We start from the raw sequence: 22951 nt of genomic DNA on the forward strand, positions 1-22951 counted from the left end.
GCCGGTCCTCTGTATATGCCCACTTCGACGACCCAGCCTGTTCTTGCCGCCATTGACGTGGGAACCAACGCTGTGCGGCTGGAGCTCGCCCGCCCGGATCCCGATGGGGCGCTCGAGACCCTCCACCAGGAGAGAGATCCCATCCGGCCGGGCGAGGGGGTGTTCGCCACCGGCTCCATGCCCCGGGAGACGGCGGACCGGCTGCTCTCCACGCTGCGCCGCTATGCCGCGCTGTGCCGTCGCCACAAGGCCCGGGTGCGCGCCGTGGCCACCAGCGCGCTGCGCGAGGCTCGCAACCGCGCCGAGATCGTCCGCCGCGTGCGCGACGAGGCGGGGCTGGATCTCGAGGTGGTGAGCGGCAAGGAGGAGGCGCGCCTCATCTGCCTGGGCGTGCTGCACCGCAAGCCGCCCGGCGCCCGCTCTCTCTTGGTGGACATCGGCGGAGGCTCCACCGAGGTGGCCACCGCCACGGGCGAGAAGCCGGACAACCTGTGGAGCCTGGCACTAGGCGCGGTGCGGCTCACGGAGGTGTTCAACGCCTCCAAGGCCGTGACGCCCAAGCAGCTGCGGCTCATGCGCAGCTTCGTGGCGGAGGTGGTGCGCAAGACGCTGCCGGAGAAGCTCTCGCGGCTGCCCCGGGTGGCGCTGGGCTCGTCCGGCACCATCAACGCGGTGGTGTCCTTCGCCTCCGGCGACAGCGGCAGCAACGCCTCCGTGCGCCAGCTCACCCAGGCGGTGGAGACCCTGGCGGACATGCCTCCGGAGCGGCGGCGCAAGCGCTTCGATCCGCGGCGCGCGGACATCATCGTCTCCGGGGCCATCATCCTCGAGGGCGTGGCGAAGCACCTGGGCGTGGAGTCCGTGACGGCCGTCAACCGCGGCCTGCGCGACGGGCTGCTGGTGGATCTGCTCTACCGGCAGGACGCCTCGCGCGATGACACCAGCCTGGCGGACGCGGCCATCGCCATCGGCCGGCGCTTCTTCTTCGACGAGAAGCACTCGCAGCAGGTGGCGCGGCTGGCCCTGGCCCTGTTCGATCAGCTCGCGGCGCTGCACCACCTGCCGCTGTCCACCCGGCCCTACCTGGAGGTGGCGGCGCTGCTGCACGACATCGGCACGGCGGTGAACTACGAGCGCCACCACAAGCACACCTATTACCTCATCCACCACGCGGACCTGCCCGGCCTGGCCGACCGCGAGCGCGAGCTGGTGGCGCGGGTGGCCCGCTACCACCGCCGCAGCCCGCCGGATGTGAAGCACTCGGGGATGGTGGGCCTGCTGCCTTCCGAGGCACGCACGGTGCGCAAGCTCGCCACCCTGCTGCGCCTGGCCAACGCGCTGGACTGCAGCCACCAGCAGCTCATCAAGTCCATCAAGGCCTCCGTCAGCCGCGATGGCGTGGCGCTGCACCTGCGCACGCGCCAGCCGCTGGACCTGGAGCTGTGGACCGTGGAGCGCGAGGTGGCCTCCTTCCGGGGCGTCTACGGCAAGCGGCTGTCCTTCCACGTCGCCCGCTAGCGCTCGCCCGCTCCCCTGCGCTCCGGAGAGGCAGGCCGCGTGCTTTGCCCCTCCCAAGGGGGATGGCCACCTCCAAGGCGCGGACTCGCCGTGCGGGCGGGCTCCGCGCCAGCCACAGCGCCCCCTGGGGGAAGGAGTCGCGCGCGATGAAAGCCGTCGTTTTTCATGGAATCGGAGACATCCGGCTCGATGACGTCGAGGAGCCGAGGATCGAGAAGCCCACGGACGCCATCGTGCGCCTGAACGCCAGCGCCATCTGTGGCACGGACCTGCACATGGTGCGCGGGACGATGCCGGGGATGCGCCCCGGAACCATCCTCGGCCACGAGGGCGTGGGCTTCATCGAGGAGCTGGGCGAGGACGTGCGCAACTTCAACGTGGGCGACCGCGTCGTCATCTGCTCCACCATCGCCTGCGGCAGCTGCGTGTACTGCCGCGCGGGCTACTACTCCCAATGCAACGAGGCCAACCCCAACGGGCCACTGGCGGGCACGGCCTTCTTCGGCGGGCCGGAGATGACCGGGCCCTTCCACGGCATGCAGGCCGAGAAGGTGCGCGTGCCGTTCGCGCACGTGGGCATGGTGCGGGTGCCGGAGGGCATCACGGACGAGCAGGCCATCCTCGTCTCGGACATCTTCCCCACCGGCTACTTCGGCGCGGAGCTGGCGGAGATCAAACCCGGGGACACCGTGGCGGTATTCGGCGCGGGCCCCGTGGGGCAGTTCGCCATCGTGAGCGCCAAGCTGCTGGGCGCCGGGCGGGTGTTCGCCATCGACTGCCATGAGGACCGGCTGGACATGGCCCGCGCCCAGGGCGCCGAGATCATCAACTTCGATCAGGAGGATCCGGTGGAGACGCTGCGCCGGCTCACCAACGGCATCGGCGTGGACCGGGCCATCGACGCGGTGGGCGTGGACTCCATGCACGCGCACCACGGGCCGGCGGCGAAGGCGGCCAAGAAGGAGGCCGCCGAGTTCAAGCGCGAGCTGAAGGAGGTGGCGCCCAAGACGAACCCGGACGGCGGCAACTGGGTGCCCGGGGATGCGCCGGCGCAGGCGCTCATGTGGGCGGTGCAAGCCCTGGCCAAGGCGGGCACGCTGTCCATCATCGGCGTCTACCCGCAGACGGCGCGCACCTTCCCCATCGGCGAGGCGATGAACAAGAACCTCACGCTGAAGATGGGCAACTGCGACCACCGCAAGTACATCCCCAAGCTGCTGGAGCTGGTGCGCACCGGCGTGGTGGACCCCACCGCCATCCTCTCGCGCGTGGAGTCGATGACGAGCGCCATCGACGCCTACCGCAACTTCGACCTGCGCAAGCCGGGCTGGCTCAAGGTGGAGCTCGAGCCGCCCATGCTCACCTGAGCCCTGGCGCCGGGCCACCAGGCCTGGACTTCAGGCCCCGGACATGGAGGAACCCGGCAACCCAGGGGGGATTGCCGGGTCCTCGTTGTGGCTCGGGCGGCTGGGGGTGGGGCCCGCCCGAGCAACAGCTCGTCCAGGGCTCGCGCCAGGCGAGCGACCTGACTACCAGTTCGGGGCGTTCACCGTGTAGCCGGCGGCCGCGCCGTTATCGACGACGTTGCGGTCACCCTGGTCGTGCGGCACCGCGAACTTGCAGGTGGCCGTCTGCACCGCGCCGGAGCTGTCCGTCACCTTGAAGCGGATGCCGTACACGCGGCCGTTGCCCTTGCCCTGGCGCTCCGCGCGGAGCTTGAAGCTGCTGGGGCCGGTGATGACGATGTCGTCGTCCGTGTTGCCGTCACCGTTGCCGGTCGCATCCTCCACCTCGTCGCTGTAGATGGAGAGGATGGTGCCCATCTCGTTGATGTCCGCGTCGTCGCCGTGGCAGCCGCCGCCCGAGCCGCACGAGCTGGTCACCGAGGCGCAGTGGGAGAGGCGGAAGGACTGGTAGCTGTGGTTCGGCGGCCAGATCTGCTGCACCGGCTTCACGTTGATCTCCGTGTCGCAGGCCTCCTCCACCTTCACGAAGCGCGTCACCGTGGAGCTCAGGCCCGCGCCGTCCGTCACCGTGTAGCGCAGCGTGTAGGTACCCACCACCGAGCTGTTCACGGAGCCCGTCTTCACGATGGCGCTCGTGAGGTTGCCGGAGCAGCTGTCCGCCGCCGTGGCGCCCGGATCCGTGAAGGGGGTGCCGCGGTCGATCGTCATGTTCGCCGAGCCCACCAGGGTGATGACGGGGGCCTTGGTGTCCGTCACGTTCACCGTGCGCAGCAGCGTGGCCGTGTTGCCGGAGGCGTCCGCCACGCTGTAGGTCTTCCGGTAGGTGCCGCGAGCCGCCGTGTTCACCGTGCCGCTGATGGCCACCTTGGCGCTCAGGTTGCCGGCGCACACGTCCGTGGCCGTCGCACCGGCCTCCGTGTACTGGCCCACGCCGCACTCCAGCGTCAGCGTGGAGGCGCCGTTGAGGGCGAGGCTCGGGGCCAGGGTGTCCGCCACCTGCACCGTGCGCACCGCCGAGGTGCTCAGGCCCGCCGCGTCCGCCACCCGGTAGCTCACCGCGTAGCTGCCCACCACCGCCGTGTTCACCGCGCCGCTGGTGGTGATGGCCGACGTCAGGTTGCCGGCGCACGCATCCACCGCCGTGGCGCCGGGGTTGGTGAAGCTGTCCACGCCGCACTCCAGCTTCATCGTCGCGGAGCCCACCAGGGCCAGCGTCGGGGCCAGCGTGTCGTTCACGCTCACCGTGCGCACCGCCGAGGCCGCGTTGCCAGCGGCGTCCGCCACGCTGTAGGTCTTCTGGTAGGAGCCGCGGGCCGCCGTGTTCACCGTGCCGCTGATGGCCACCTTGGCGCTCAGGTCCCCGGCGCACACGTCCGTGGCCGTCACACCGGCCTCCGTGTACTGGCCCACGCCGCACTCCAGGGCCAGCGAGCTGGCGCCCTTCAGCGAGATGCTCGGGGCCAGGGTGTCCTCCACCTGCACCGTGCGCACCGCCGAGGCGCTCAGGTTGGCCGCGTCCTTCACCTCGTAGCGGACCGGGTAGCTGCCCACCGCCGCCGTGTTCACCGCGCCGCTGATGGCCACCTTGGCGCTCAGGTCACCCGAGCACGCGTCGGAGGCCGTGGCGCCGGGGTTGGTGAAGCTGTCCCGGCCGCACTCCAGCTTCATCGTCTGCGCGCCCAGCAGCGAGATGCTGGGGGCCAGGGTGTCGTTCACGCTCACCGCGCGCACCGCCGAGGCCGTGTTGCCAGCGGCATCCGCCACGCTGTAGGTCACCGCGTAGGAGCCGCGGGCCGCCGGATCCACCGAGCCGCTGATGGCCACCTTGGCGCTCAGGTCCCCGGCGCACGTGTCCGTGGCCGTGGCGCCCTCCTCCTTGTACTGGCCCACGCCGCACTCCAGCGCCACCGAGCCCGCGCCCTCGAGCGCCAGGCTCGGAGCCAGCGTGTCCACCATCTTCACCGTGGTGGAGCACGACGCCTCGTTCTCGCCGTCGCTCGCCGTCCACGTCACCTGGCGCTCGGCGCCCAGCGCGAAGCCCTCGCCCGCCATGGCGTGCTTCAGGGTCGGCGCCGTGCAGTTGTCCTGCGCCTCGGCCGGGGTCAGCTGCGCGCTGCCGACGCCGCACTCGAAGGTGCTCGCCTCCGGGCAGGAGATGGTCGGGGCGATGTCATCCACCACCGTGACGGAGCTCGAGCACGAGGCCGACAGCCCCTTGGTGTCCGTGCACGTCAGCGACACCGTCGTCAGGCCCGCCTCGAAGGTCGTCACGCTCTGCTCGCAGCCCACCAGGTTCCCATCCGGATCGCTCGAGCCGTTGTTGATGGAGGCGCCCACGCCACCGCAGGTGGGGCCCGCGCTCAGCGTCACGTTGCGGCACAGGGCCAGGGGCGGGCGGTTGGACGGGGGCGGCGCGGGCAGGACGCGGCAGGACCGGGGGCAGGCGCTCACGCTGGTGCCGTTGCGCCAGCCCTCGTCGCAGTCCTCGCCCTCGTCCAGCACGCCGTTGCCGCACCAGTTGAACTGGCACGTGGCCGAGCACGACTGGTTCGCCAGGCCGTTGCTCTCGTTGCCGTGGTCGCACGCCTCGCCGATGTCCTGGTCGTAGTTGCCGCAGCCCTGCAGCACCGCGCCGCGGGCCAGGATGTAGGGAGCCCCGAAGGCGCCGTCGTAGAACTCCCTCACGCCCGGGCTCGCCCCACGCGCGCCGGTCGGGTAGGTCGCGATGGACCACGGGGCGAAGTCCGCCGCCGGGAAGCTGTCGAACTGCGCGTTCACCGAGCACGGCCAGTTGGACATCGTCTCGTCCTGGAGCGCGCTGAGGTCCGGATCATCCGAGACGATGTGCACCGTGTCGTGGCAGGCGCCGCTCTGCACGGCGAAGTCGCCGAACGGCTCCAGCAGCTCCACGTGCGTGTTCGGAGCGGCGTCCTGGTAGTAGCAGCTCAGGGAGATGTAGAGGCCCGTCATGCCGGACAGGCTGGAGGCGAACCGGACCGCCCTCTGCGTCACCAGCTCCGGGGCGCCGTTGGCCACCGGAGCCGTGCCCGCGATGAAGACGTTGCCGTTGACGGCCCGGCCCCACACGTGGCGGTTGGCCACCGCGGCCGACACCGCATCCAGGTTGGCGCACGAGGCGTCACCCAGGATGATGACCCGGTACGTGGCGAAGTCCGCGGCGGACATCGTCCCCCACTCGGCATCGTCCACCACCTTCACCTGCATGCCGAACTGCTGGGCCGCCTGCGCCTCGACGCTGTTCTCCCCGCCCGTGACGGTGCGCGCCAGGATGAGCGCCTTGTGCTGCGAGATGGCGTCCTGACGGGAGCCCAGGGTGCTCTCCGGCTGGGACGCGGGGGTGTCTTCCTGCCCACATGCAGCGGCGGTCAGGCCGACCATCAGCAGCGACGCTCTCCACAGATTTGCGCGGTTCATTGCGACACTCCGGGCTGATGTAGGCAGCGGGAGGAGGGGGGAGAATTCCAGCTGCCCGGGAAATTTCCTCTATTTATGAAGTAAACGAGAATTCCCGTCAAGCGCCGCTGAACTTTTACAGTAGGGCAACCCTAGAACTCGGGGGTTCCAGGCCGCTCGCCTCCTCCCCACGGAGTGATTTCAAGGGGTTGGCTCTCCGAACTGGCCGGCTAGGGGGCTCCCCGAAGCTGGAATTCCAGCCTCAGGGACTGAGGATGAGCGACGAATCCCCGAATTCGTGCCCCAGGTATCCGAGTTTTTCCGCAATCTGCGAGGCCTCGCGGAGCAGTGGGAGCGGAGCGAAGGCCTGGAGGAGCATGTAGTGGCTGGTCGTGGGGTCATGTACGCCGGTGAGCAACCCGTTCACCACACGCGGCACGAAGCCCGGGCCCATGAGCAGGTCCGTCACGCCCTCGCCGGGGGTGAGGGTACCGCCGGACTGGAGCGCACGTCCCTCGAGCGCGCGCACCACCGTGGTGCCCACGGCCACCACCCGGCCTCCCGCGGCGCGCGTGGCGTGGAGGGCCTCCACCGTGGAGGCGGGGATGTCGAAGCGCTCCGGGCGAGGCAGCGCGGCGTCGAGCGCGGCATCACCGGTGGAGGACAGCCCGGCGGCGTGGGTGAGCGAGGCGAAGCGCACACCTCGGCGTCGGAGCTCGAGGAGCACCGCCCACGTCAGGGGCAGGCCCGCGGAGGGCGCCTCGGCGGCCCAGGGTCTCGCCGAGTACACGGTCTGGATGTGCCAGAGCTCGAGCGGGCCCGAGAGGTACGAGTACTGGACGGGTCGGCCGGAGCGGTACAGTCCGGCCCACAGCGCGGCGCCCTGGGCGTCGAAGGCCACGCGGAGCAGTCGCGGAGACGGCGGCAGCACCTCCACCACCCGCGCCGTGAGCGAGCCGAGCAGCAGCCGCGCGCCTTCCTTCGGCGAGGGCGGAGCGGGCCGATCCTCGGTGCGCATCCGCCAGTCCCCCGCGCCGAAGAGGACCGCGGTCCAGGTGCCCTGCTCCTCCCGGGCGAGCAGCCGCAGCTCGATGGGCGCGCCCTCCTCCGTGCGGCCTTGCAGGGAGCCCGGGAGCGTGGCCGCGTCGTTCACGACGAGCAGATCCCCTTCGCGCAGCAGCTCCGGGAGGTGCTCCACCCGCCGGTCCGAGATGCGGCCAGTGCTCGGGGCGATGTGCAGCAGCCTGCCTGTCTCGGGGTGCTCACGGGGCCAGCGTGCGGCGTTCATGCGGCCTCCAGTCGCGCGGCTTCGAGGCGGCTGCCCGAGGGCACCCCCTCCGCGCGCTCCAGCAGGGTGACGATACGAGCGGCCACGGCCTCCGGGCGCAGGAGCGTGGCGGGGTCCGCGTCCGGCATGGCGTCGCTGTGCATCTTCGTGTCCATCTCACCGGGGTCGACGTTGAAGAAGCGCACGCCAGTGCCCTCCAGCTCCGCGGCCCAGATGCGGCCCAGGTGCTCCAGCGCCACCTTGGACACGCTGTAGGCGCCCCAGCGCGGGTAGGCGGACACGGCCGCGTCCGAGGTGAGGTGCACCACCACGCCGCCGCCGCGCATCGCCATGGCGCCGGCCACGGCCTTGGTGAGCCGGAAGGGCCCCACCAGGTTCACCTCCAGCACGCGAGCGAGGTCCTCGCACGCGGTGTCGAGCAGCAGGGGCAGCGGCGTGGGGCCCAGAATGCTGGCGTTGTGCACCAGCACGTCGATGGGACCCACCAGCGCGGACGCCGCGCCGGCCAGCGGGTAGATGGCCTCCTTGTCCCCCACGTCATACGCGAGCGCATGCGCCACATGCCCCTGGGCGCGCAGGGCCGCCGCCACGGCCTCCATCTCCTGGGCGTTGCGCGAAACGCCCACCACCCGAGCGCCCTTGCGGGCCAGGTCCTTCATGAGCGCCTCGCCCAGTCCGCGGCTTGCGCCCGTCACCAGTACCGCCTTGCCTTCGAGCTTCATCGTGTCTCCTCCTGTGCCTCAAGGAGTACACGGCCCTGGCCAGCCCATTGGCCTGGATGCCAATGCATTGGCGGAATGTTCTTCCGTGAGCGCGAGGACAGAGCGGGCAGGGGAACGGCCGCTCTCGTCGGGCCCCCTGCCTCGAAGGTGCCTCCTGGCTGTTAAGCTCCGCCCTGACTTGTCACTCGCTCGCCTGCTCGCACTGACCGCTGCCCTCCTGGCCTCCCAGGCCTTCGCGGAGCGTGCTCCGCCCTTCGACGTGACGGACCTGGAGGGCCGCCGCTACACGCTGGGCGCCCTGTCGGGGAAGATCGTCGTCCTGAACTTCTGGTTCAAGGACTGCCCGCCCTGCCGTCACGAGCGCAGGGCGCTCAACCGCGTCGTCGCCCGCTACCAGTCCAACCCGGGCGTGGTGTTCCTGGCGCCCGCGCTCGACAAGGCGGACGAGCTGCGGCCGTTCCTGAGCAGGTACCCGCTCCACTATGCCGTCATCCCCGAGGCCGAGGAGCTGGCGGAGACATACGGCGTCTCGGGCTTCCCGACGCACGTCGTCATCGGGCGTGACGGGAACATCGTCGAGCGGTGGACGAGCGCCACCGATGCGTTCCTCCGCCTCACCGAGGCCATCGACTCGCAGCTCGAGCCGCCCCAGGCCAGGAAGGCCCGTGCGCCCACCATCGTCCTGCCTGCCCAGGGCAGTCCGGTATGGGAGTCTCCCCTCCTCGTCAGTCCCGAGCGACCCGTTCGGGGCGGGACGGTGAAGCTCTACTACGCGCCAGCGTCCCTGCAGCACCCCGCCGAGGCCCTGGTCGCGTGGGACGTGCACGGAGATGGCTCCTTCACCCAGGGCGTGGCGCCCATGCGCCCGCGAGGCGTGCTGCTCTCCTACGAGCTGAAGCTCCCCGAGGATGCGACGCTCGTGCACCTGCGCGTGCTCTCGCGTGGGGACAGGCGGTTCATCGAGCACACGCTGCCCATCTCCGACGCGCAGGGCCGGCCCGTGCGCAACGCCTTCGTCGACGTGGGCGCCTGTGGCATCCCTCTTCCCATCGAGCGTGAGCTCGAGCACCACCCTCACAGCCCCTTTGCCCTCCTGGCCCGGCTCGAGGAGCGGCTGGGCCCACCCGCCCATGCCTCGGAGCTGGCTCCCGGGGAGCTGCGCGAGCTGCTGAAGACCGCCGAGGGCACGGCGCTGGAGCTGCTCGCCATCACCGTGGATGCGCTGCTGCTGGCGCGGGACTTCAAGAACGTGACGCAGGTGCTCGACCACATGGTGCGACTCGAGCCCGGCGCCTTCCTCACCCGCCGGGCGTTGTCCCGACTGCTGACACAGCCCTATGGGGACGTCTCGCGGCAGTGGCCTCCCACGCTCCTGCCCTGGGCCTGGCAGGTGCTCGCCGAGCGGGATGATGTCTGGAGCCGCCTCGCCGCGAGCCAGAGCTCCGCCTCGGTGACGGACACCCTCATCGCGGAGCGGATCTGCTCCACCTGGAGGGCCGCCGAGCCCGACAACCCGCTCGCCCATGACTGCCTGGCTCGAGTCCTGGAGCAGCAGGGCCGCCTTCCAGAAGCGCTCGCCGCGAGCCGCGCCTCGCTCGAGGCCGCGAGCACCGGCAAGCTGCCCCTCTACCACCCTGGAGGCTGGAGCCAGGCGGCCAGGGCCCAGGAGGAGCTCTGGGCACGCCATGCCGAGCTCTCGCTGGAGAGCAGGGAGCTGGCTGGCGCGCCGGAGCCCTGAACTACCAGGACACCTGGCTGCTCAAGGGCGTGTCCGGAGTGCAGAGCTCGACGGCCAGCCGCCGGAGCGCCATCCTCAGCACGCCCGCGCAGGTCTCCTCATCGCCACAGCCCTCCATCGTGGCCTGGAGGCGCTCGAAGATCTCCCGGTTGTAGGACTCCGGATGCGGTGAGGCGTGGTCCCGGAGATAGATGAGGTTCGCGGGGTCTCGCAGGCTCATGCCAGCCTGCTCGAACAGCTCCTCGAAGCGAGGCGTCCACGGCTCACCGCCCTCGGTCTCCTCGAAGCTCGTCCTCGTGGCGATGCGGTGCGCGGTGCCGCCCTCCTCTTCACCCGAGACACAGAGGCCCGGCACCTCCGGAGGGTCTTCCTCCACGGGGAACGCGGCTACCGCCGGGCGCTCGTGCCAGGAGCCCTCCTCGCAGGCCAGGAGCCGGTCGAGCACCGCGAGCTCGCTCGGGTCCCCCTTCTCCCGCACGCGAGCCTCCATGCCCAGGTTGATGAGCTCCATCCAGAGGCGCATGGCGTAGGCCCACTGCTCCTCCGTCGTCACGACCCTGCGCAGGTTCGGCTCGTTCTGGGCCAGGGACAGGCCTGGCTCGAGCCTCAGGCGTCGCGCGAGCGACTCGATGACATGGCGCTGCTCCGGGCGCGCTCCCGACAGCATCTCGAGGATGGGGCGGGTGTAGAGCTCGTCCCTCTCCTCGTCCTTCGCCCGACGCTGCAGCCAGACCTCCGAGGTGGAGACGGGAAGGTCCGAGGTCTGCCCATCCACCTTCGCGAAGGCATGGGCCTCCGCGAAGCTGACGCGCCCATCCTGGTCATAGTCCGCCGAGTCGACGGGCTGCCCCACGCGGCTGACCCCGCTCAGGCCGGCGAAGAAGCTGGAGCTGTAGTCGCGGTAGTCCGCCTCATCCACCTCGGGGGTACAGCCCACGGAGGTGCGCTCCTTCACCGTCGCGAAGAAGCCGCAGCGGGCCTGCGCGGCCACGGGTCCCCGCGAATCTCCGCCCTGATAGATGAAGTTGGCGAAGGAGCCCGCGTAGCACTGGGACATCACCGCCACCACGGGCGTGTCGGGCGAGAGCTGATCCAGGGCCCGGGACAGGGCGCGCACGCTCAAGGAGCGCTCTCCCCACAGCACCAGGTAGTTGTTGTTCGAGTTCTCGGGGTTCAGGCCGCCGTGCCCCGTGAAGTAGAGGAAGATGGGCCGCTGGGGCTTCTCCTGGAGGGTCCGGCGCCACCACTCCTGGAAGCTGGTGCGCGTGGAGGGCCCCTGGAGGTGGGGAATCTCGGGCGCCTTGAACCGCACCTTCCCGTCCTCACCCAGGTACCGGACGGTCTCCTGCCCGTCGTGGCCGTTGGCGAAGTAGAGGGTGGCGGTGGCCGGATCTCCCCCGAACAGCCGCAGCGTTCGCTGGAAGTAGAGCGCGTTCTTCTCCAGGGCGATCTCGTTGTGCGCCGGCTCGCCGCCGCCGCCCAGCACCAGGAAGTTGTAGCCGGGCTCGACACCCGCGCCGCCGAGCACCCAGACTCCCAGCACGCCTGCCACGATGTTGCTGACCATGGAGCCTCACGCCTCTGTCCCGAGCATGCTCCATCCCGCCGCGCTTTCCCAGGGAGGGGGTGGCGCGGAGGGACGCGAATTGGCGGGTGTGTCGAGCCATTGGCAGAGTGGTCCTCCATGAGTGGGGACGAAGAGCTGGCGGGCTGGCTGGCCCGCAACATCAAGGGGCTGCGGGAGGCGCGCGGGGCCACGCAGGCGCAGCTGGCGAAGCTGGCGGGGATTCCTCGGGCGACCTGGGCGCACCTGGAGTCCGGAGCCAGCAATCCGACCCTGGCCGTGCTCCACCGGGTGGCCAATGCGCTCCAGGTGTCCATGGAGGAGCTGGTGGCCCGCCCCCGGGCCAGCGCCCGGCACTATCCCCGCGAGAGCCTGCCGGTGCGGCAGCGGGGCGCGGGCATGCTGCGCAAGCTGCTGCCGGATCCGCTGCCGGGGATGGAGTTCGATCGGCTGGAGCTGCCCCCGCGCGTGCGCATCGCGGGCGTGCCGCACACCCCAGGCACGCGGGAGTACCTGGCGTGCGAGGTGGGGCAGCTCGCGCTGGTGGCCAGCGGCGAGCGCTTCGAGCTCCAGGCCGGGGACGTGGTCGTGTTCCGTGGGGACCAGAAGCACTCGTACGAGAACCCCGGAGACAGGACCGCGGTGGGCTACTCGGTGGTGCTGCTGGCGCCTCCGCTGCGGTAAGTCAGGGCTGGCCGCCCGAGGTGCCCGTCACGGCGCGCAGCAGCGCCATGGGCCCCACGGCGCGAACGCGCTCGAGCTGCTCGCGGTTCTTGACCAGCAGCGAGCCGGCGAAGGCGAGCGCATTGAGCGAGATGGAGTCGAACGTCTCCTGGGTGCGAGGCACCACCAGGGTCCACTCGCGCGTGGCCAGCAGGTTGTACGGCGTCCCGGCCTGCTCGCAGCCCACCTCGCGCAGCAGGCGCAGATAGGTGGCGTGCGCCTGGTCCGCGTCCTGGGGCGCAGGCCCCAGCGCATGGCGGAAGGGCAGCCGGCCTCGGGCGATGGCCTCATCCATGGGCGTGCGCAGGCCCGCGGCGGCCAGCGGGACGGGGACGAGCTGAAGGTGCTTGTGGGGCTGGCTCGCACCCGCGAGGCGCCCACCATTATAGAAGGCGAGCGAGTCGAACTCGGCCATGCAGGCGAGCAGGGCCTCGAAGTCGGCGAGGGTGAGGAGCGAGTCCTGCTCTTCGTAGGCCTGGGTGACGAGCAGGGCGTGGTGGTCGAAGACGTTGAACTTGTTCAGCAGGCACGCGTGCGCGGGGGGCACGAGGGAGACGAACAGGTCCTCCTCATAGGGAGGGATGAACGGGTTCTTGGGCGGCTTCCCGTCGGAGGGGGGCTGCACGGCCCGGGCCTTGCGCTCCAGGTTGGACACGACCCGGACGAGGAAGGGGACGCCCTCGTCCTGGATGACCTCCACCTCGGTGTGGATGGGCACCAGCGCGCCACTGGCGAGCGCCCGCGCCGTACGCTCGACGACGGTGCGCCAGAGGGTTCCTCTCTCGAAGTTGGGAGAGCGCTCGACCATGAGTCTCATCGTAGTCCCGCTCCATTCCAGAGGAGCACCGAGAGCGTCAAGCGGCGTCCCTGCCATAGTACCAGGCCGTCAGCGCGAGCCGTGGCGCGTACGCGGGGAGGACCTCGTGCTCCAGCCTCTCACTGAGGAACACCACCACGCGATCCAGAATGGGGGCCACCTCCAGCGTCCCGTCGTCCAGGTAGAGCCGGAGAAGCCCTCCGTGCTCCGGCTGCCAGTCCGGGTTGGCGTAGTAGATGGCCGTCACGCGGCGGTTCGACTGTCCGGGGAAGGCGTCGCGGTGGCGCACGTAGCGCGCTCCGCCGCCCGGATAGTGGGCGAGCTGCAGGTCGAAGCGGCCGAGCCCCAGGTAGGCCCCGGTGGAGAGGGCCTCGCCCAGCTCGGCGAAGGACTGCCAGAGCGAGCCCAGGGCGGTGTCCGGCCCGGGCACGACCCAGGTGATGAAGTCTCCGCGCACGGTGGTGTCCTCGGTCCGGTCCGCGCCGCGGCGGATGCCCGCGGGCTTGAGGCCTCCTGTCTGCGCGCGCTGCCGGGCCTCGGCGTGGACGGAGCTCGCCCGCTCCCTTCCCAGGAAGGTGTCCCGAACGAAGAAGCCCTTCGTGCCCAGCGCCGCGATCTCGTCGTCCCGAAGCTCCATGTGTTCACCCCGCACCGTGCCTCAGAGCGAGGGCGCTGTCAGCCAGGGTAGAATGGGTCCATGGGGAACGTCCTGCGCATCCTGGTCTTCATTGGAGCCGTGGCGCTCGGTGCGCTCGGCGCGTTCATCGTCCTGCGGCCCCAGGCGCGGCCCTTGCCCGACCCGCCGGCGCTCGTGCTCCAGATGCGCGAGGTGACGCGGCTGGAGACGCTCGATGTCTCCCTCTACAAGAAGGTGACGTTCAGCCCGGAGCCGGTGGCCTCGGACGCGCTCTGGAAGGACGTCATCAACTGGGCGGCGTACTCCATCCACACGCCCCGGGGCCGGGCCATCGTCTTCGCGGACGTGCACCTGGGCTATGACTTCCAGCGCATCGACACCTCGAATCTCCGGGTGACGGGCTCGCGGGTGGATGTCGTGCTTCCGCCGCTGGAGGTGAAGGTGGAGCTGCGTCCGGGGGAGACGGAGATCATCGACTCGAACCTGAACAGCGAGCAGACCGCGCATCTGCTGGAGAAGGCCCGTCTCGCCTTCGAGCGCGAGGCGAGCAATGACCAGCGGCTGAAGGAGCGCGCGCGTCAGTCCGCCGAGCGCTCGTTGCGAGGCCTGTTCCTGTCGCTGGGTTTCAACGAGGTGCGCTTCGTGGACCAGCTGCCGAAGGCCTCGGCGGGCTGAAGCGGGCCGAGCTACTGAGCCGTGGGCCCCAGGACATCCGAGAGTTGCGTGGCCTTGAGGGCCAGATCGAACCACCGATCGAGGGTAGTGAGGTCCGTGCAGGACAGGATGAGCTTCCGGGACTCCACGTCGACCTGTACGCCCCGCGCCGCGAGAATCCGGAGCACGTCCTCCGCTCTCCCCTCCGCTCTCCCCTCCGCTCTCCCTTCAGCCTGGCCCTTCTGCCGTCCTCTCTCGAAGTGCTCTTCACCCCAGCCCAGCATCAGCTCCTCCATTCGCTGAGTACCCACGATGGATTTTAGCATTCCCACTGTGGCGTCTCGTGCGCCCTCGTGCCCCACAAGCAACAAATAGTGGAAGACCACACTCAATTCCTCGATGCCATTGGATGTGGCCTGCACCTGGATGAACAGCTCCCTCCAGCCCGGGAGCTGCTCGGCGAGTTCTTCGGAACGTCCATAGCGCAGCGCCAGCAGCGCCAACCGGGCCTGCGGAGGACCCGGTCGCGCCATGAGCGCCTCCGCGCGCTCGGTTGTCAGGTCATCCAACAAATACTCGAATCGCGGCGCGAGCGTCCTCCACAGTTCCACCTGCTCGCCCTCAACCGGCACATCGAAGAGTTCTTCCACCCGACGGGGAGCGCTCCAGGCGCCACCCGGCCCGTGGCGCAGCGCCATCCATCGATCCACCGAGGACTGGTGCTCCAGCAGCAAGTAGAGCAACACCGGCCGTCCCCCGGACGAACGGGCTGAAAAGAGCAGATCGGTCTCGGTCTCCCGCAGCTCCGGGTCGACGACCGAGCCCGACTCTCTCCGCAAGCTCGACCAGTCCACCTGAGCCACCACATGTAAAGGCAAGGCCGCGCGGAGCTCAGCAGCGGCCCGCTCGGGGTGCTCGAAGGTGAAGCGAATGAAGAGGTCGTGCGGACCGGACATGGCTCGCAGCGCCAGAGCACAAAGCGGGCCAGCGACTCCTCGCAGGGAACACCCCGGCCTCCGCGTCCACTGCGCGCGACTACCGTCTCATCCGGGAGACACCTCCCCTGGCGCTGAGACGCAGCCCCTGACTCAGAGCAGGGTCAGTCCCTCGGCGGTGAGGCGGAACAGGCCCGGGATTCCATCCGGTGCATGTCCCAGCTTCGCCAGCGTCTCGCACTCCGCCGCGTCCGACTCACGGCACACGAGCGCGAACTCGCGCCAGCCCAGGCTCACCCGCAGCGGCCCCTCTCCCGCCTGGAGCGCCAGCCGCCGCCGCTGCTCGGCCGTGAGCAGCCGCGCCCCGTCGTGTCCGTCCCCCTCTGCCACCGCCCAGAGCCCGCTGAACGTCTCCGCCAGCCGCACCACGCCTCGGTCCACCACCACCGGACGCACCGGCGCCGGCTTCGCCTCCAGGTTGCGCCAGGCCGCCCTGTCCACCGTGTCCACCGTCAGCCCCGTGGCCGCCAGCGCCGACTCGGGCAGGTAGCGCACGTACTCCGCGTCCTCCAGCACGTAGAACACCTCGAGCCCCGCCGGGCCCGAGCGGTGCACCGCCCCCACCGCCTGCGCCTCGAAGCCCGCTGGCCGCAGCACTGGGCGCACCCCACGCTCCAACGCCGTCACGTCCTCGCCCAGCCCCGCCCTCATCCCACCGAGCTGCGCGGCCAGCTTCTCCACATGGGCCGCCAGCCCCCGCTTGCCGCCGCGATAGGCGCCGTAGAGCGAGCCCACGTTCACCCTCGCCACCTCGCCTCCAGCCAGCTTCACCAGCACGTCTCGCCCCTGCAGGCGGAACTTCACCCCCGCTCGCCGCAGCGCCGCCGCCAGCGCCGCGTTGAACTCCGGGCGCAGCACCTGCTCCTCCGCCAGCGCCTCCGCCGGGAGCTCCACCGCCTCCAGCTCCTCCTTCAGGAGCCGCGCCTCCGCGTCGAACGGATCCCTCTCGAGCACGTCCCGCACGTACTGCTGCGCCCGCCCCTTCTCGCCCCGGCGCAGCGCCAGCACCGCCAGCACCTTGACCGCCTCGGGGTCTCCCGGGCTGAGCACCAGCGCCTCGCGCAGCACCTCCTCCGCGTCCCCGTGCCGCTCCAGCCCCAGCAGCGCACGCGCCAGTCCCAGTCGGACCTGCAGCTCCTTCGGAAAGTCCCTCCGCAGCCGCTCCATCAGCGGCAGCGCCTCGCGCTCCGCTCCCGCGTTGACGAGCGCATGCGCCACCGTCAGCCACAGCGTGGGCCCCGCGCTCCCCGCCGCGGCCTCACGCAGCGCGGACAGCTCCGAGTCACTCAGGACCTCGCCCGCCTCCACCTTGCGACGGAGGCTCTCCAGGTTGGCGCTCACACCGCGACTCTAGTGGGTCAGCCCGTCCGCCCCAACCTTCTCCCCATCCGATGGAGACTCGGCAGGCGTGGGCTCGGCCGTGGGCGTCTCGGACTGGCTGAGGAACTCATCCAGCGCCCCCACGTCGATGGGCTTGCGGAACACGGCGTCCACCAGCGCCAGGTTGGCGCGGTTCTGCCCGCGCACGTCCATGCCCGTGACGATGGCCAGCAGCGCCTCGGGCGTGCGCTTGCGCAGCTCGCGCGCCAGCTCCCAGCCGGAGATGTCCGGCATCAGCGCGTCCAGCAGGGCCGCGTCGTAGCGCCGACGCTCCCACAGCTGCAGCGCCACCTCCGCGCTCTGGGCCATCTGCACGTCATAGCCCTCGTCCCCCAGCACCTCCGCCAGCATCCGCGCGTTGTCGATGTCGTCGTCCACCACCAGCACCCGGCGCGTCTGCTGGAAGCGGCGCGGGCCGGTCGGGCTCACCTCGGCGCGCGCCTCCGCCTCATGGACCTCTCGCGCACGCGGCAGCCGCACCACGAAGGCGCCACCCTTGCCGCCCTGCGCGTTCTCCACCGTCAGCTCGCCGCCCCAGCGCTGCACCTGGGCCCGCACCACCGCCAGCTGCAGCGCCGCCTGAGGCGCCCCAGCATCCCGGTTGAGCGGATCGAACATCCGCGACAGCTCCTCCATAGCGTACGTCGGGCCCTGATCCTGGATGCGCAGCGCCAGCCGGTCCGTCCCCTCGGCCTGGGTGGTCAGCTCCAGCCGCCCGCCCTGCTCCATGCGGTCCCTCGCCGACAGCAGCAGGCTCACCACCAGCTCGCGCAGGAACCCGGCATCGGCCCGCACCGCTCCCGGGTTCCCCAGGTGCAGCTCCACCCCCACCGGGCGCGCTCCCCGCTCCAGCTCGCCGCGCGCCAGCTCCATCGCCTCGCGCACCACCGTGTCCAGCGACACGTCCGTGAGCACCTCCTCGGTGCGCTGCACGTTGAACTCCTGCAGCCGGCCCACCAGGTCGCCAATCTGCCCCACCGTCTTGTCCAGCGCGTCCAGGTGCTCGGGCTTGAACTCGCGCCGCAGCAGGGTGATGCGCAGGCGCAGCACGTTGAGGAAGTTGTTGAGCGCGTGCGCCGCCCCACTGGCCAGCTGCCCCAGCGCCTGCGCCCGCGTGCGCTGCAACAGCCGCCCCTGCAGCCGCCGCAGCTCGTCGTGGGCGTTCATCAGCTCCTTCGTCTTCGTGGCCGCCTCGGTCCGATCCGTCAGCGTCTGGATGACGCCGGCCAGCTCGCCGCCCTCCTCCCAGATGGGCGTGGCGCTCATCTCCAGCGAGGCCTCGCCACCGCCAGGGCGCTCCACCACCATCATCACCCCGCGCACCGGCCCGCGCTCCTTGATGGCGCGCATGAACGGCATGTCCGTCACGCGGAAGGCCTCTCCCGACGGGTGGCGCGCATGCACCTGGGCCAGCACCGGCGCCAGCGAGTTCAGGGCGCGGGCCCCCACCACCGAGCGCATGGGCACCCCCATGAGGCGGCTGACCGGCGGCGTGGCGAAGGAGACGCTCCCGTCCTCCTCCGCCAGCAGGATGCCCACATCCATGTGGTAGAGGATGGACTCCATCACCGCGGCCTCGCGGAAGCGCACCTCCTCCGTCCTCAGCACGCGCGCATACGAGGCCTGGGCCGACGCGTTCGCCTCCCCCACCAGCTCGGTGACGAACTCCGCCACCTCCGGCTCCAGCTCTCCCCCATGCCGACGGGTATAGACGCGGAGCAGCACCTCCTCGAGCGCCTTGAACTCGCGCACGAGATCCTCGGGCTCGAAGCGCTGATCGTACCGGAAGGCCCCATGGGGCCTGACCACCTCCGGCCAGAGCCGCAGCACGTCGTCGGGCCGATCGCTGAGCAGGCGAGCCAGCTCATCCAGCAGCCGGCGCAGCGGTGCGCGCAGGTCCCTGCCAGGCAGGTCCAGCTCGTACAATTCCTCCCGGAGGCGCTTGGCCCACAGGCGCGCGATGCGCTCGCGCTCCTCCTGGACCAGGCCGGCCAGGGCTTCGATGGTCTCGTCGGGCTTCACGTCAAGGCAGCAAGGTGGACACGGCAGGCAGCCATGACCAGTCCGGGCAGGCAGGCAGGCGAGCTGCCTGGAACCCCTGGCCTCCGCAAGGCTCCAGGGGCTCCTTAACGTTGAGCGTCAGGGATGCGAGTCAACAACCGGGACAAGAACGGGCTCGAGACGCTCACGCTCTCCGACACGGCCATGGCCCAGCTCTACCGTGGCGAGCTGGGCCGCTCGGACAAGTGGCGCACCCGCCTGGACACGACGACCAACTGGGCGCTGACGACCACGGCCGCCGTCATCTCCTTCGGCTTCGCCAACCAGAGCAGCCCCCACGTGACGTTCCTGGTGGGCATCTGGATGGTCATCTCGTTCCTGCTCATCGAGGCGCGCCGCTACCGGTACTACGACTTGTGGAACCGGCGGGTGCGCCTGCTCGAGGACGGGTACTGGGCCCCCATCCTCCGCCACGAGCCGGTGGACCCGGACGCCCTGCGCGAGCTGGCCGCGGAGATGTCCCGGCCGCAGATCCACCTCTCCCTGTTCTCGGCCATCTCCACGCGCCTCAACCGCGCCTACGGGCCCATCCTCATCGTCCTGCTGCTCAGCTGGTTCGTGAAGGTGTACAGCCACCCGCAGCCCCCGGACTCCTTCGGCGAGTTCGTGGAGCGGGCCCACGTGGGCCCGGTGAGCGGTGGCGTCGTGATGGGCATCGTGGCCGTGCTGTCCCTGCTGGCGGCCTATCTGTTCATCTCCTCATACTTCGTCCGCGCGCCACTGGGCGAGTTGCGGCCCCGCCACCGCTCCCGCCGCTCGGCGCTGCTGGAGTCGTTCTACCGGCCCTACGCGGTGCGCCGGCCGCGCCGCAGCCGGACGCCCCAGGCCTCCCGCCCGCCGGACAGCACGCCGCCGATCATCCCCCCGCCCCACTGAGGTCGACGGGTACCCAGCCGGCGGAGCCGCCCCTGGGCTCGCCGGGACGAGGGCACCTTGTGGCTCCCATCAGTCCGAGCGCGAGGACAGGCGTTTCCTCCTTCCGGGGCCCGGACTTTTGTGGCTTGAATCCACGCCCATGGCGAACCGCACTGTCACGATCATCAATGGCGACGGCATCGGCCCCGAAGTGATGGCGGCCACCATCCGGGTCCTCGAGGCCCTCAAGCTCCCGCTCGACTACGAGTACAAGGACGCGGGAACGGAAGTCATCGCCAAGTACGGCACCAACCTCCCGCACGAGACGGTGGAGGCGGTGCTGCGCAGCGGCGTGGCCCTCAAGGGCCCCACCGGCACCGTGGTGGGCGGCGGCATGCCGTCGGCCAACGTGGGCCTGCGCAAGCGGCTGGACCTGTACTCCTCGCTGCGCCCCGTCAAGAGCGTGCCCAGCGTGAAGACGCGCTACGAGAACGTGGACCTCATCGTGGTGCGCGAGAACACCGAGAGCCTCTACGCCGGCCTGGAGCACATCATCGTCCCGGGCGTCGTCGAGTCGCTGAAGATCATCACCGAGAAGGCCTCCACCCGCATCGCCCGCTTCGCCTTCGAGTACGCCAAGAAGAACGGCCGCAAGAAGGTGACCTCCGTCCACAAGGCCAACATCATGAAGCTGTCGGACGGCCTCTTCCTGGACTGCACCCGCAAGGTGGGCCGCGAGTTCCCGGAGATCCAGTACGAGGAGGTCATCATCGACAACCTCTGCATGCAGCTGGTGAAGGATCCGACGCGCTTCGACGTGCTGGTGCTGGAGAACCTCTACGGCGACATCGTCAGTGACTTGTGCGCCGGCCTGGTGGGCGGCCTGGGCGTGGTACCGGGCGCCAACATCGGCGAGCGCACCGCGGTGTTCGAGGCGGTGCACGGCACGGCCCCCGACATCGCCGGCAAGGGCATCGCCAACCCCACGGCGCTGATGATGTCTGCGGTAATGATGCTGGACTGGCTGGGCCTGCGCGACGAGTCCAAGCGCATGGAGAACGCCATCCAGAAGGTCTACACCGAGGGCAAGGTGCGCACCGGCGACCTGGGCGGCAGCGCCAACACGCGCGAGTTCACCGACGCCATCATCGCCGCGCTTTAATTCCCGCGGAAACGCGGCGCCGGCTCGGACGTCTCCAGGGGCATGCAAAAGCTCACTGTGCTGTTCACCCTCGCGGCGGTCACCCTCGGAACCGCCGCCCTCGCGGAGCCTGTCATGTCCTTCTTTGAGCTGAAGACGAACCGCCTCAACGGCAAGTCGGAGAACCTCGCGGACTACAAGGGCAAGGTGCTCCTGGTGGTGAACACCGCCTCCGAGTGCGGCTACACGCCCCAGTACGCCGGGCTGGAGAAGCTCTGGGGCTCCTACAAGGACAAGGGCGTGGTGGTGCTCGGCTTCCCCTCCAATGACTTTGGCGGGCAGGAGCCGGGCTCCTCGCAGGAGATCGCCAGGTTCTGCGAGCTGCGCTTCAAGGTCTCCTTCCCCATGTTCGAGAAGGTGAAGACCAAGGGCGAGGGCCAGTCCCCCGTGTACGAGTTCCTCGCGCGCAAGCACGGCGCGCCCAAGTGGAACTTCCACAAGTACGTGGTGGGCAAGGATGGCCAGGTGAAGGCCGCCTTCCCCAGCTCCGTCGAGCCCGAGAGCCCCGAGCTGAAGAAGGCCCTCGACAGCGCCCTGGCGGAGTGATGGCAGGGCTGCGCGAGCGGCTCGCGAGGGCGAGGGACGCCTGGTACCGGGCCCGCCAGCGGTGGTGGATTCGCTGGGGCGTGGACCTGGCCGTGGCGGCCCTCCTCTTCATGGCGGTGATGGCCTGGCAGACGCGCAACCTGCCCGGCGCCGGCACGCTCGCGCCCGACTTCCAGCTGCGCACCCTGGCCGGTGAGCAGGTCCGCCTGTCGGACCTGCGCGGCAAGCCGGTGCTGCTCGCCTTCTGGGCGCCCTGGTGCGGGGTGTGCAAGGTGGAGTCCTCCACGCTGTCCGCGGTGCGGCGCACGGTGGGGGACCGGGCCCATGTGCTCACCGTGGCCGTGGCCTACGAGGACGAGGCCGACGTGCGGCGCTTCGTCCAGGAGCAGGGCGCGGACTACCCGGTGCTGCTCGGCGAGTCCGGCCTGTCGCGCTCGTTCCGCGTGGACCGCTTCCCCACCACCTTCATCCTCTCTCCGGACGGCCGCATCGAGCAGGCGACCGTGGGCTACACCACGCGGCTGGGGCTGCTGTGGCGGCTGTGGCGCGCCTCCTGAGCAGCCGGCCCGCCAGCCCATGACGGACGGGCCAACACGCGGGCGTTTGTCTCGTGCGTTGGAGATCGCGATCGTGCTTTCCTCCCACGAGCAGTCGAACCCCAGAGGTGATGGACGATGCGCGCGGTGGTCTTCGAGCACGATGAGGATGCGGGCGTAGCCCTGCTCGGACCGGTGTTGCAGCAGGCGGGTTTCACCCTCGTGAAGCGCTTCCGGACGACGCGCCGCGAGGACGTGGACGCCGAGCTGGTGGTGGTGATGGGCGGCCACATGGGCGTCTACGAGGCCGACCAGCACCCCTTCCTGCGCGAGGAGATCGCCCTGCTCTCCGAGCGGCTCGCCAACGAGCGGCCCTGCCTGGGCATCTGCCTGGGCGCCCAGATGCTCGCGGCGGCGGCCGGCTCGGAGGTGTTTTTGGGCAAGAACGGCTTCGAGGTGGGCGCCCTGCCCGTCCGGTGGACCCAGGACGGACTGAAGGACCCCGTGATTGCCGGCGTCAAGCCCAAGACGGTGGTGGCCCACTGGCACCAGGACTCCTACAAGCCCGTACCGGGCGCCACGCTCCTGGCCTCCACGGACCGGTACACGCAGCAGGCCTTCCGGCTCGGCAAGTCCTACGGCTTCCAGTTCCACATGGAGCTGGGCGCCGCGGACCTGGAGCGCTGGCTCACCACGGGGAACGACTCGCTCACCCAGCGCGTCAAGAATGTCCAGGAACTGCGCACGCAGCTTCCCAAGCTGAAGGCCGCCGAGGCGGAGATCATCGAGCTGCAGCACCGCCTCGCGAACCACTTCGCCAAGGCGGTGCGCTGAAA

At 70.4% G+C, this 22951-nt stretch carries 19 protein-coding genes; 10 read left to right on the top strand and 9 right to left on the bottom strand.

Features of this window, described 5'->3' with window-relative positions; all coding sequences use genetic code 11:
- The first annotated feature begins 15 nt into the window (after positions 1-15).
- Together KY572_RS44850 and KY572_RS44855 are read left to right on the top strand one after the other, a co-directional pair.
- Positions 16-1518 carry a Ppx/GppA phosphatase family protein gene (locus KY572_RS44850; RefSeq protein ID WP_224249939.1) on the top strand — a complete coding sequence of 501 codons (1503 nt, stop codon included), beginning with the start codon at positions 16-18 and terminating at the stop codon, positions 1516-1518.
- A 146-nt stretch (positions 1519-1664) separates the two neighbouring features.
- Positions 1665-2885, top strand: coding sequence for a zinc-dependent alcohol dehydrogenase (locus KY572_RS44855; protein ID WP_224249940.1), 1221 nt, complete (start codon positions 1665-1667; stop codon positions 2883-2885).
- A gap of 162 nt (positions 2886-3047) precedes the next feature.
- On the opposite strand, the gene KY572_RS44860 is transcribed toward KY572_RS44855, so the two are convergent.
- The 3 genes from KY572_RS44860 to KY572_RS44870 form a co-directional block, all read right to left on the bottom strand.
- The gene (locus KY572_RS44860) at positions 3048-6419 is read right to left on the bottom strand and encodes a DUF5011 domain-containing protein (protein WP_224249941.1); all 3372 of its coding nucleotides are present in this window, start codon (positions 6417-6419) and stop codon (positions 3048-3050) included.
- A 241-nt stretch (positions 6420-6660) separates the two neighbouring features.
- Complete coding sequence (locus KY572_RS44865) at positions 6661-7686, bottom strand: S-adenosylmethionine:tRNA ribosyltransferase-isomerase (protein WP_224249942.1); 1026 nt, start codon at positions 7684-7686, stop codon at positions 6661-6663.
- Entirely contained in the window at positions 7683-8408 is a 726-nt protein-coding gene (locus KY572_RS44870) for an SDR family NAD(P)-dependent oxidoreductase (protein ID WP_224249943.1), read from the bottom strand. The genes KY572_RS44865 and KY572_RS44870 overlap by 4 nt, the downstream gene beginning before the upstream one ends.
- A gap of 178 nt (positions 8409-8586) precedes the next feature.
- Between KY572_RS44870 and KY572_RS44875 the strand changes: the two genes are divergently transcribed.
- Positions 8587-10146 carry a TlpA disulfide reductase family protein gene (locus KY572_RS44875; RefSeq protein WP_224249944.1) on the top strand — a complete coding sequence of 520 codons (1560 nt, stop codon included), beginning with the start codon at positions 8587-8589 and terminating at the stop codon, positions 10144-10146.
- A gap of 1 nt (position 10147) precedes the next feature.
- Here the strand turns inward: KY572_RS44875 and KY572_RS44880 are convergent, their stop codons facing one another.
- Positions 10148-11713 (bottom strand): AHH domain-containing protein, encoded by a 1566-nt coding sequence (locus tag KY572_RS44880; protein ID WP_224249945.1) that lies wholly within the window; start codon positions 11711-11713, stop codon positions 10148-10150.
- Between the two features lie 117 nt (positions 11714-11830).
- Between KY572_RS44880 and KY572_RS44885 the strand changes: the two genes are divergently transcribed.
- A complete protein-coding gene (locus KY572_RS44885) occupies positions 11831-12394 on the top strand; it encodes a helix-turn-helix domain-containing protein (RefSeq protein ID WP_224249946.1) in 564 nt (187 codons plus the stop codon).
- 1 nt (position 12395) lies between these two features.
- Here the strand turns inward: KY572_RS44885 and KY572_RS44890 are convergent, their stop codons facing one another.
- On the bottom strand, positions 12396-13250 hold the full coding sequence (locus KY572_RS44890) for an ATP adenylyltransferase family protein (protein ID WP_224249947.1): 855 nt from the start codon (positions 13248-13250) through the stop codon (positions 12396-12398).
- A 37-nt stretch (positions 13251-13287) separates the two neighbouring features.
- A complete protein-coding gene (locus KY572_RS44895) occupies positions 13288-13887 on the bottom strand; it encodes a 2OG-Fe(II) oxygenase (RefSeq protein WP_224249948.1) in 600 nt (199 codons plus the stop codon).
- A 60-nt stretch (positions 13888-13947) separates the two neighbouring features.
- Here KY572_RS44895 and KY572_RS44900 point away from each other — a divergent pair, with 60 nt between their 5' ends.
- Positions 13948-14562, top strand: a complete 615-nt coding sequence (locus KY572_RS44900; protein ID WP_224249949.1) for a DUF4230 domain-containing protein — start codon at positions 13948-13950, stop codon at positions 14560-14562.
- A gap of 11 nt (positions 14563-14573) precedes the next feature.
- Here the strand turns inward: KY572_RS44900 and KY572_RS44905 are convergent, their stop codons facing one another.
- From KY572_RS44905 to KY572_RS44915, 3 genes are all read right to left on the bottom strand, one after another.
- Positions 14574-15497 carry an Rpn family recombination-promoting nuclease/putative transposase gene (locus KY572_RS44905; protein ID WP_224249950.1) on the bottom strand — a complete coding sequence of 308 codons (924 nt, stop codon included), beginning with the start codon at positions 15495-15497 and terminating at the stop codon, positions 14574-14576.
- A gap of 132 nt (positions 15498-15629) precedes the next feature.
- The gene (locus tag KY572_RS44910) at positions 15630-16877 is read right to left on the bottom strand and encodes a tetratricopeptide repeat protein (RefSeq protein ID WP_224249951.1); all 1248 of its coding nucleotides are present in this window, start codon (positions 16875-16877) and stop codon (positions 15630-15632) included.
- A gap of 9 nt (positions 16878-16886) precedes the next feature.
- On the bottom strand, positions 16887-18938 hold the full coding sequence (locus tag KY572_RS44915) for a hybrid sensor histidine kinase/response regulator (RefSeq protein ID WP_224249952.1): 2052 nt from the start codon (positions 18936-18938) through the stop codon (positions 16887-16889).
- 123 nt (positions 18939-19061) lie between these two features.
- On the opposite strand from KY572_RS44915, the gene KY572_RS44920 reads away from it, so the two are divergent.
- From KY572_RS44920 to KY572_RS44940, 5 genes are all read left to right on the top strand, one after another.
- The gene (locus KY572_RS44920) at positions 19062-19853 is read left to right on the top strand and encodes a DUF2270 domain-containing protein (protein ID WP_224249953.1); all 792 of its coding nucleotides are present in this window, start codon (positions 19062-19064) and stop codon (positions 19851-19853) included.
- A gap of 139 nt (positions 19854-19992) precedes the next feature.
- Positions 19993-20994 (top strand): isocitrate dehydrogenase (NAD(+)), encoded by a 1002-nt coding sequence (locus tag KY572_RS44925; protein WP_224249954.1) that lies wholly within the window; start codon positions 19993-19995, stop codon positions 20992-20994.
- Positions 20995-21108: 114 nt separating this feature from the next.
- On the top strand, positions 21109-21579 hold the full coding sequence (locus KY572_RS44930) for a glutathione peroxidase (protein WP_224249955.1): 471 nt from the start codon (positions 21109-21111) through the stop codon (positions 21577-21579).
- Entirely contained in the window at positions 21579-22136 is a 558-nt protein-coding gene (locus tag KY572_RS44935; RefSeq protein ID WP_224249956.1) for a peroxiredoxin family protein, read from the top strand. The genes KY572_RS44930 and KY572_RS44935 overlap by 1 nt, the downstream gene beginning before the upstream one ends.
- 117 nt (positions 22137-22253) lie before the next feature.
- Positions 22254-22949, top strand: coding sequence for a type 1 glutamine amidotransferase (locus KY572_RS44940; protein WP_224249957.1), 696 nt, complete (start codon positions 22254-22256; stop codon positions 22947-22949).
- The last annotated feature ends 2 nt before the right edge of the window (positions 22950-22951 follow it).

This window comes from Hyalangium gracile (assembly GCF_020103725.1).
GTDB classification, from domain to species: domain Bacteria; phylum Myxococcota; class Myxococcia; order Myxococcales; family Myxococcaceae; genus Hyalangium; species Hyalangium gracile.

Excerpts from the sequence above, each read along its gene's own strand:
- KY572_RS44920 (WP_224249953.1), top strand. The coding sequence starts at position 19,062 with ATGCGAGTCAACAACCGGGACAAGAACGGGCTCGAGACGCTCACGCTC.
- KY572_RS44905 (WP_224249950.1), bottom strand. The coding sequence starts at position 15,497 with ATGTCCGGTCCGCACGACCTCTTCATTCGCTTCACCTTCGAGCACCCC.
- KY572_RS44925 (WP_224249954.1), top strand. The coding sequence starts at position 19,993 with ATGGCGAACCGCACTGTCACGATCATCAATGGCGACGGCATCGGCCCC.
- KY572_RS44935 (WP_224249956.1), top strand. The coding sequence starts at position 21,579 with ATGGCAGGGCTGCGCGAGCGGCTCGCGAGGGCGAGGGACGCCTGGTAC.
- KY572_RS44855 (WP_224249940.1), top strand. The coding sequence starts at position 1,665 with ATGAAAGCCGTCGTTTTTCATGGAATCGGAGACATCCGGCTCGATGAC.
- KY572_RS44900 (WP_224249949.1), top strand. The coding sequence starts at position 13,948 with ATGGGGAACGTCCTGCGCATCCTGGTCTTCATTGGAGCCGTGGCGCTC.
- KY572_RS44880 (WP_224249945.1), bottom strand. The coding sequence starts at position 11,713 with ATGGTCAGCAACATCGTGGCAGGCGTGCTGGGAGTCTGGGTGCTCGGC.
- KY572_RS44940 (WP_224249957.1), top strand. The coding sequence starts at position 22,254 with ATGCGCGCGGTGGTCTTCGAGCACGATGAGGATGCGGGCGTAGCCCTG.
- KY572_RS44885 (WP_224249946.1), top strand. The coding sequence starts at position 11,831 with ATGAGTGGGGACGAAGAGCTGGCGGGCTGGCTGGCCCGCAACATCAAG.
- KY572_RS44895 (WP_224249948.1), bottom strand. The coding sequence starts at position 13,887 with ATGGAGCTTCGGGACGACGAGATCGCGGCGCTGGGCACGAAGGGCTTC.
- KY572_RS44865 (WP_224249942.1), bottom strand. The coding sequence starts at position 7,686 with ATGAACGCCGCACGCTGGCCCCGTGAGCACCCCGAGACAGGCAGGCTG.
- KY572_RS44890 (WP_224249947.1), bottom strand. The coding sequence starts at position 13,250 with ATGAGACTCATGGTCGAGCGCTCTCCCAACTTCGAGAGAGGAACCCTC.
- KY572_RS44850 (WP_224249939.1), top strand. The coding sequence starts at position 16 with ATGCCCACTTCGACGACCCAGCCTGTTCTTGCCGCCATTGACGTGGGA.
- KY572_RS44870 (WP_224249943.1), bottom strand. The coding sequence starts at position 8,408 with ATGAAGCTCGAAGGCAAGGCGGTACTGGTGACGGGCGCAAGCCGCGGA.
- KY572_RS44860 (WP_224249941.1), bottom strand. The coding sequence starts at position 6,419 with ATGAACCGCGCAAATCTGTGGAGAGCGTCGCTGCTGATGGTCGGCCTG.
- KY572_RS44930 (WP_224249955.1), top strand. The coding sequence starts at position 21,109 with ATGTCCTTCTTTGAGCTGAAGACGAACCGCCTCAACGGCAAGTCGGAG.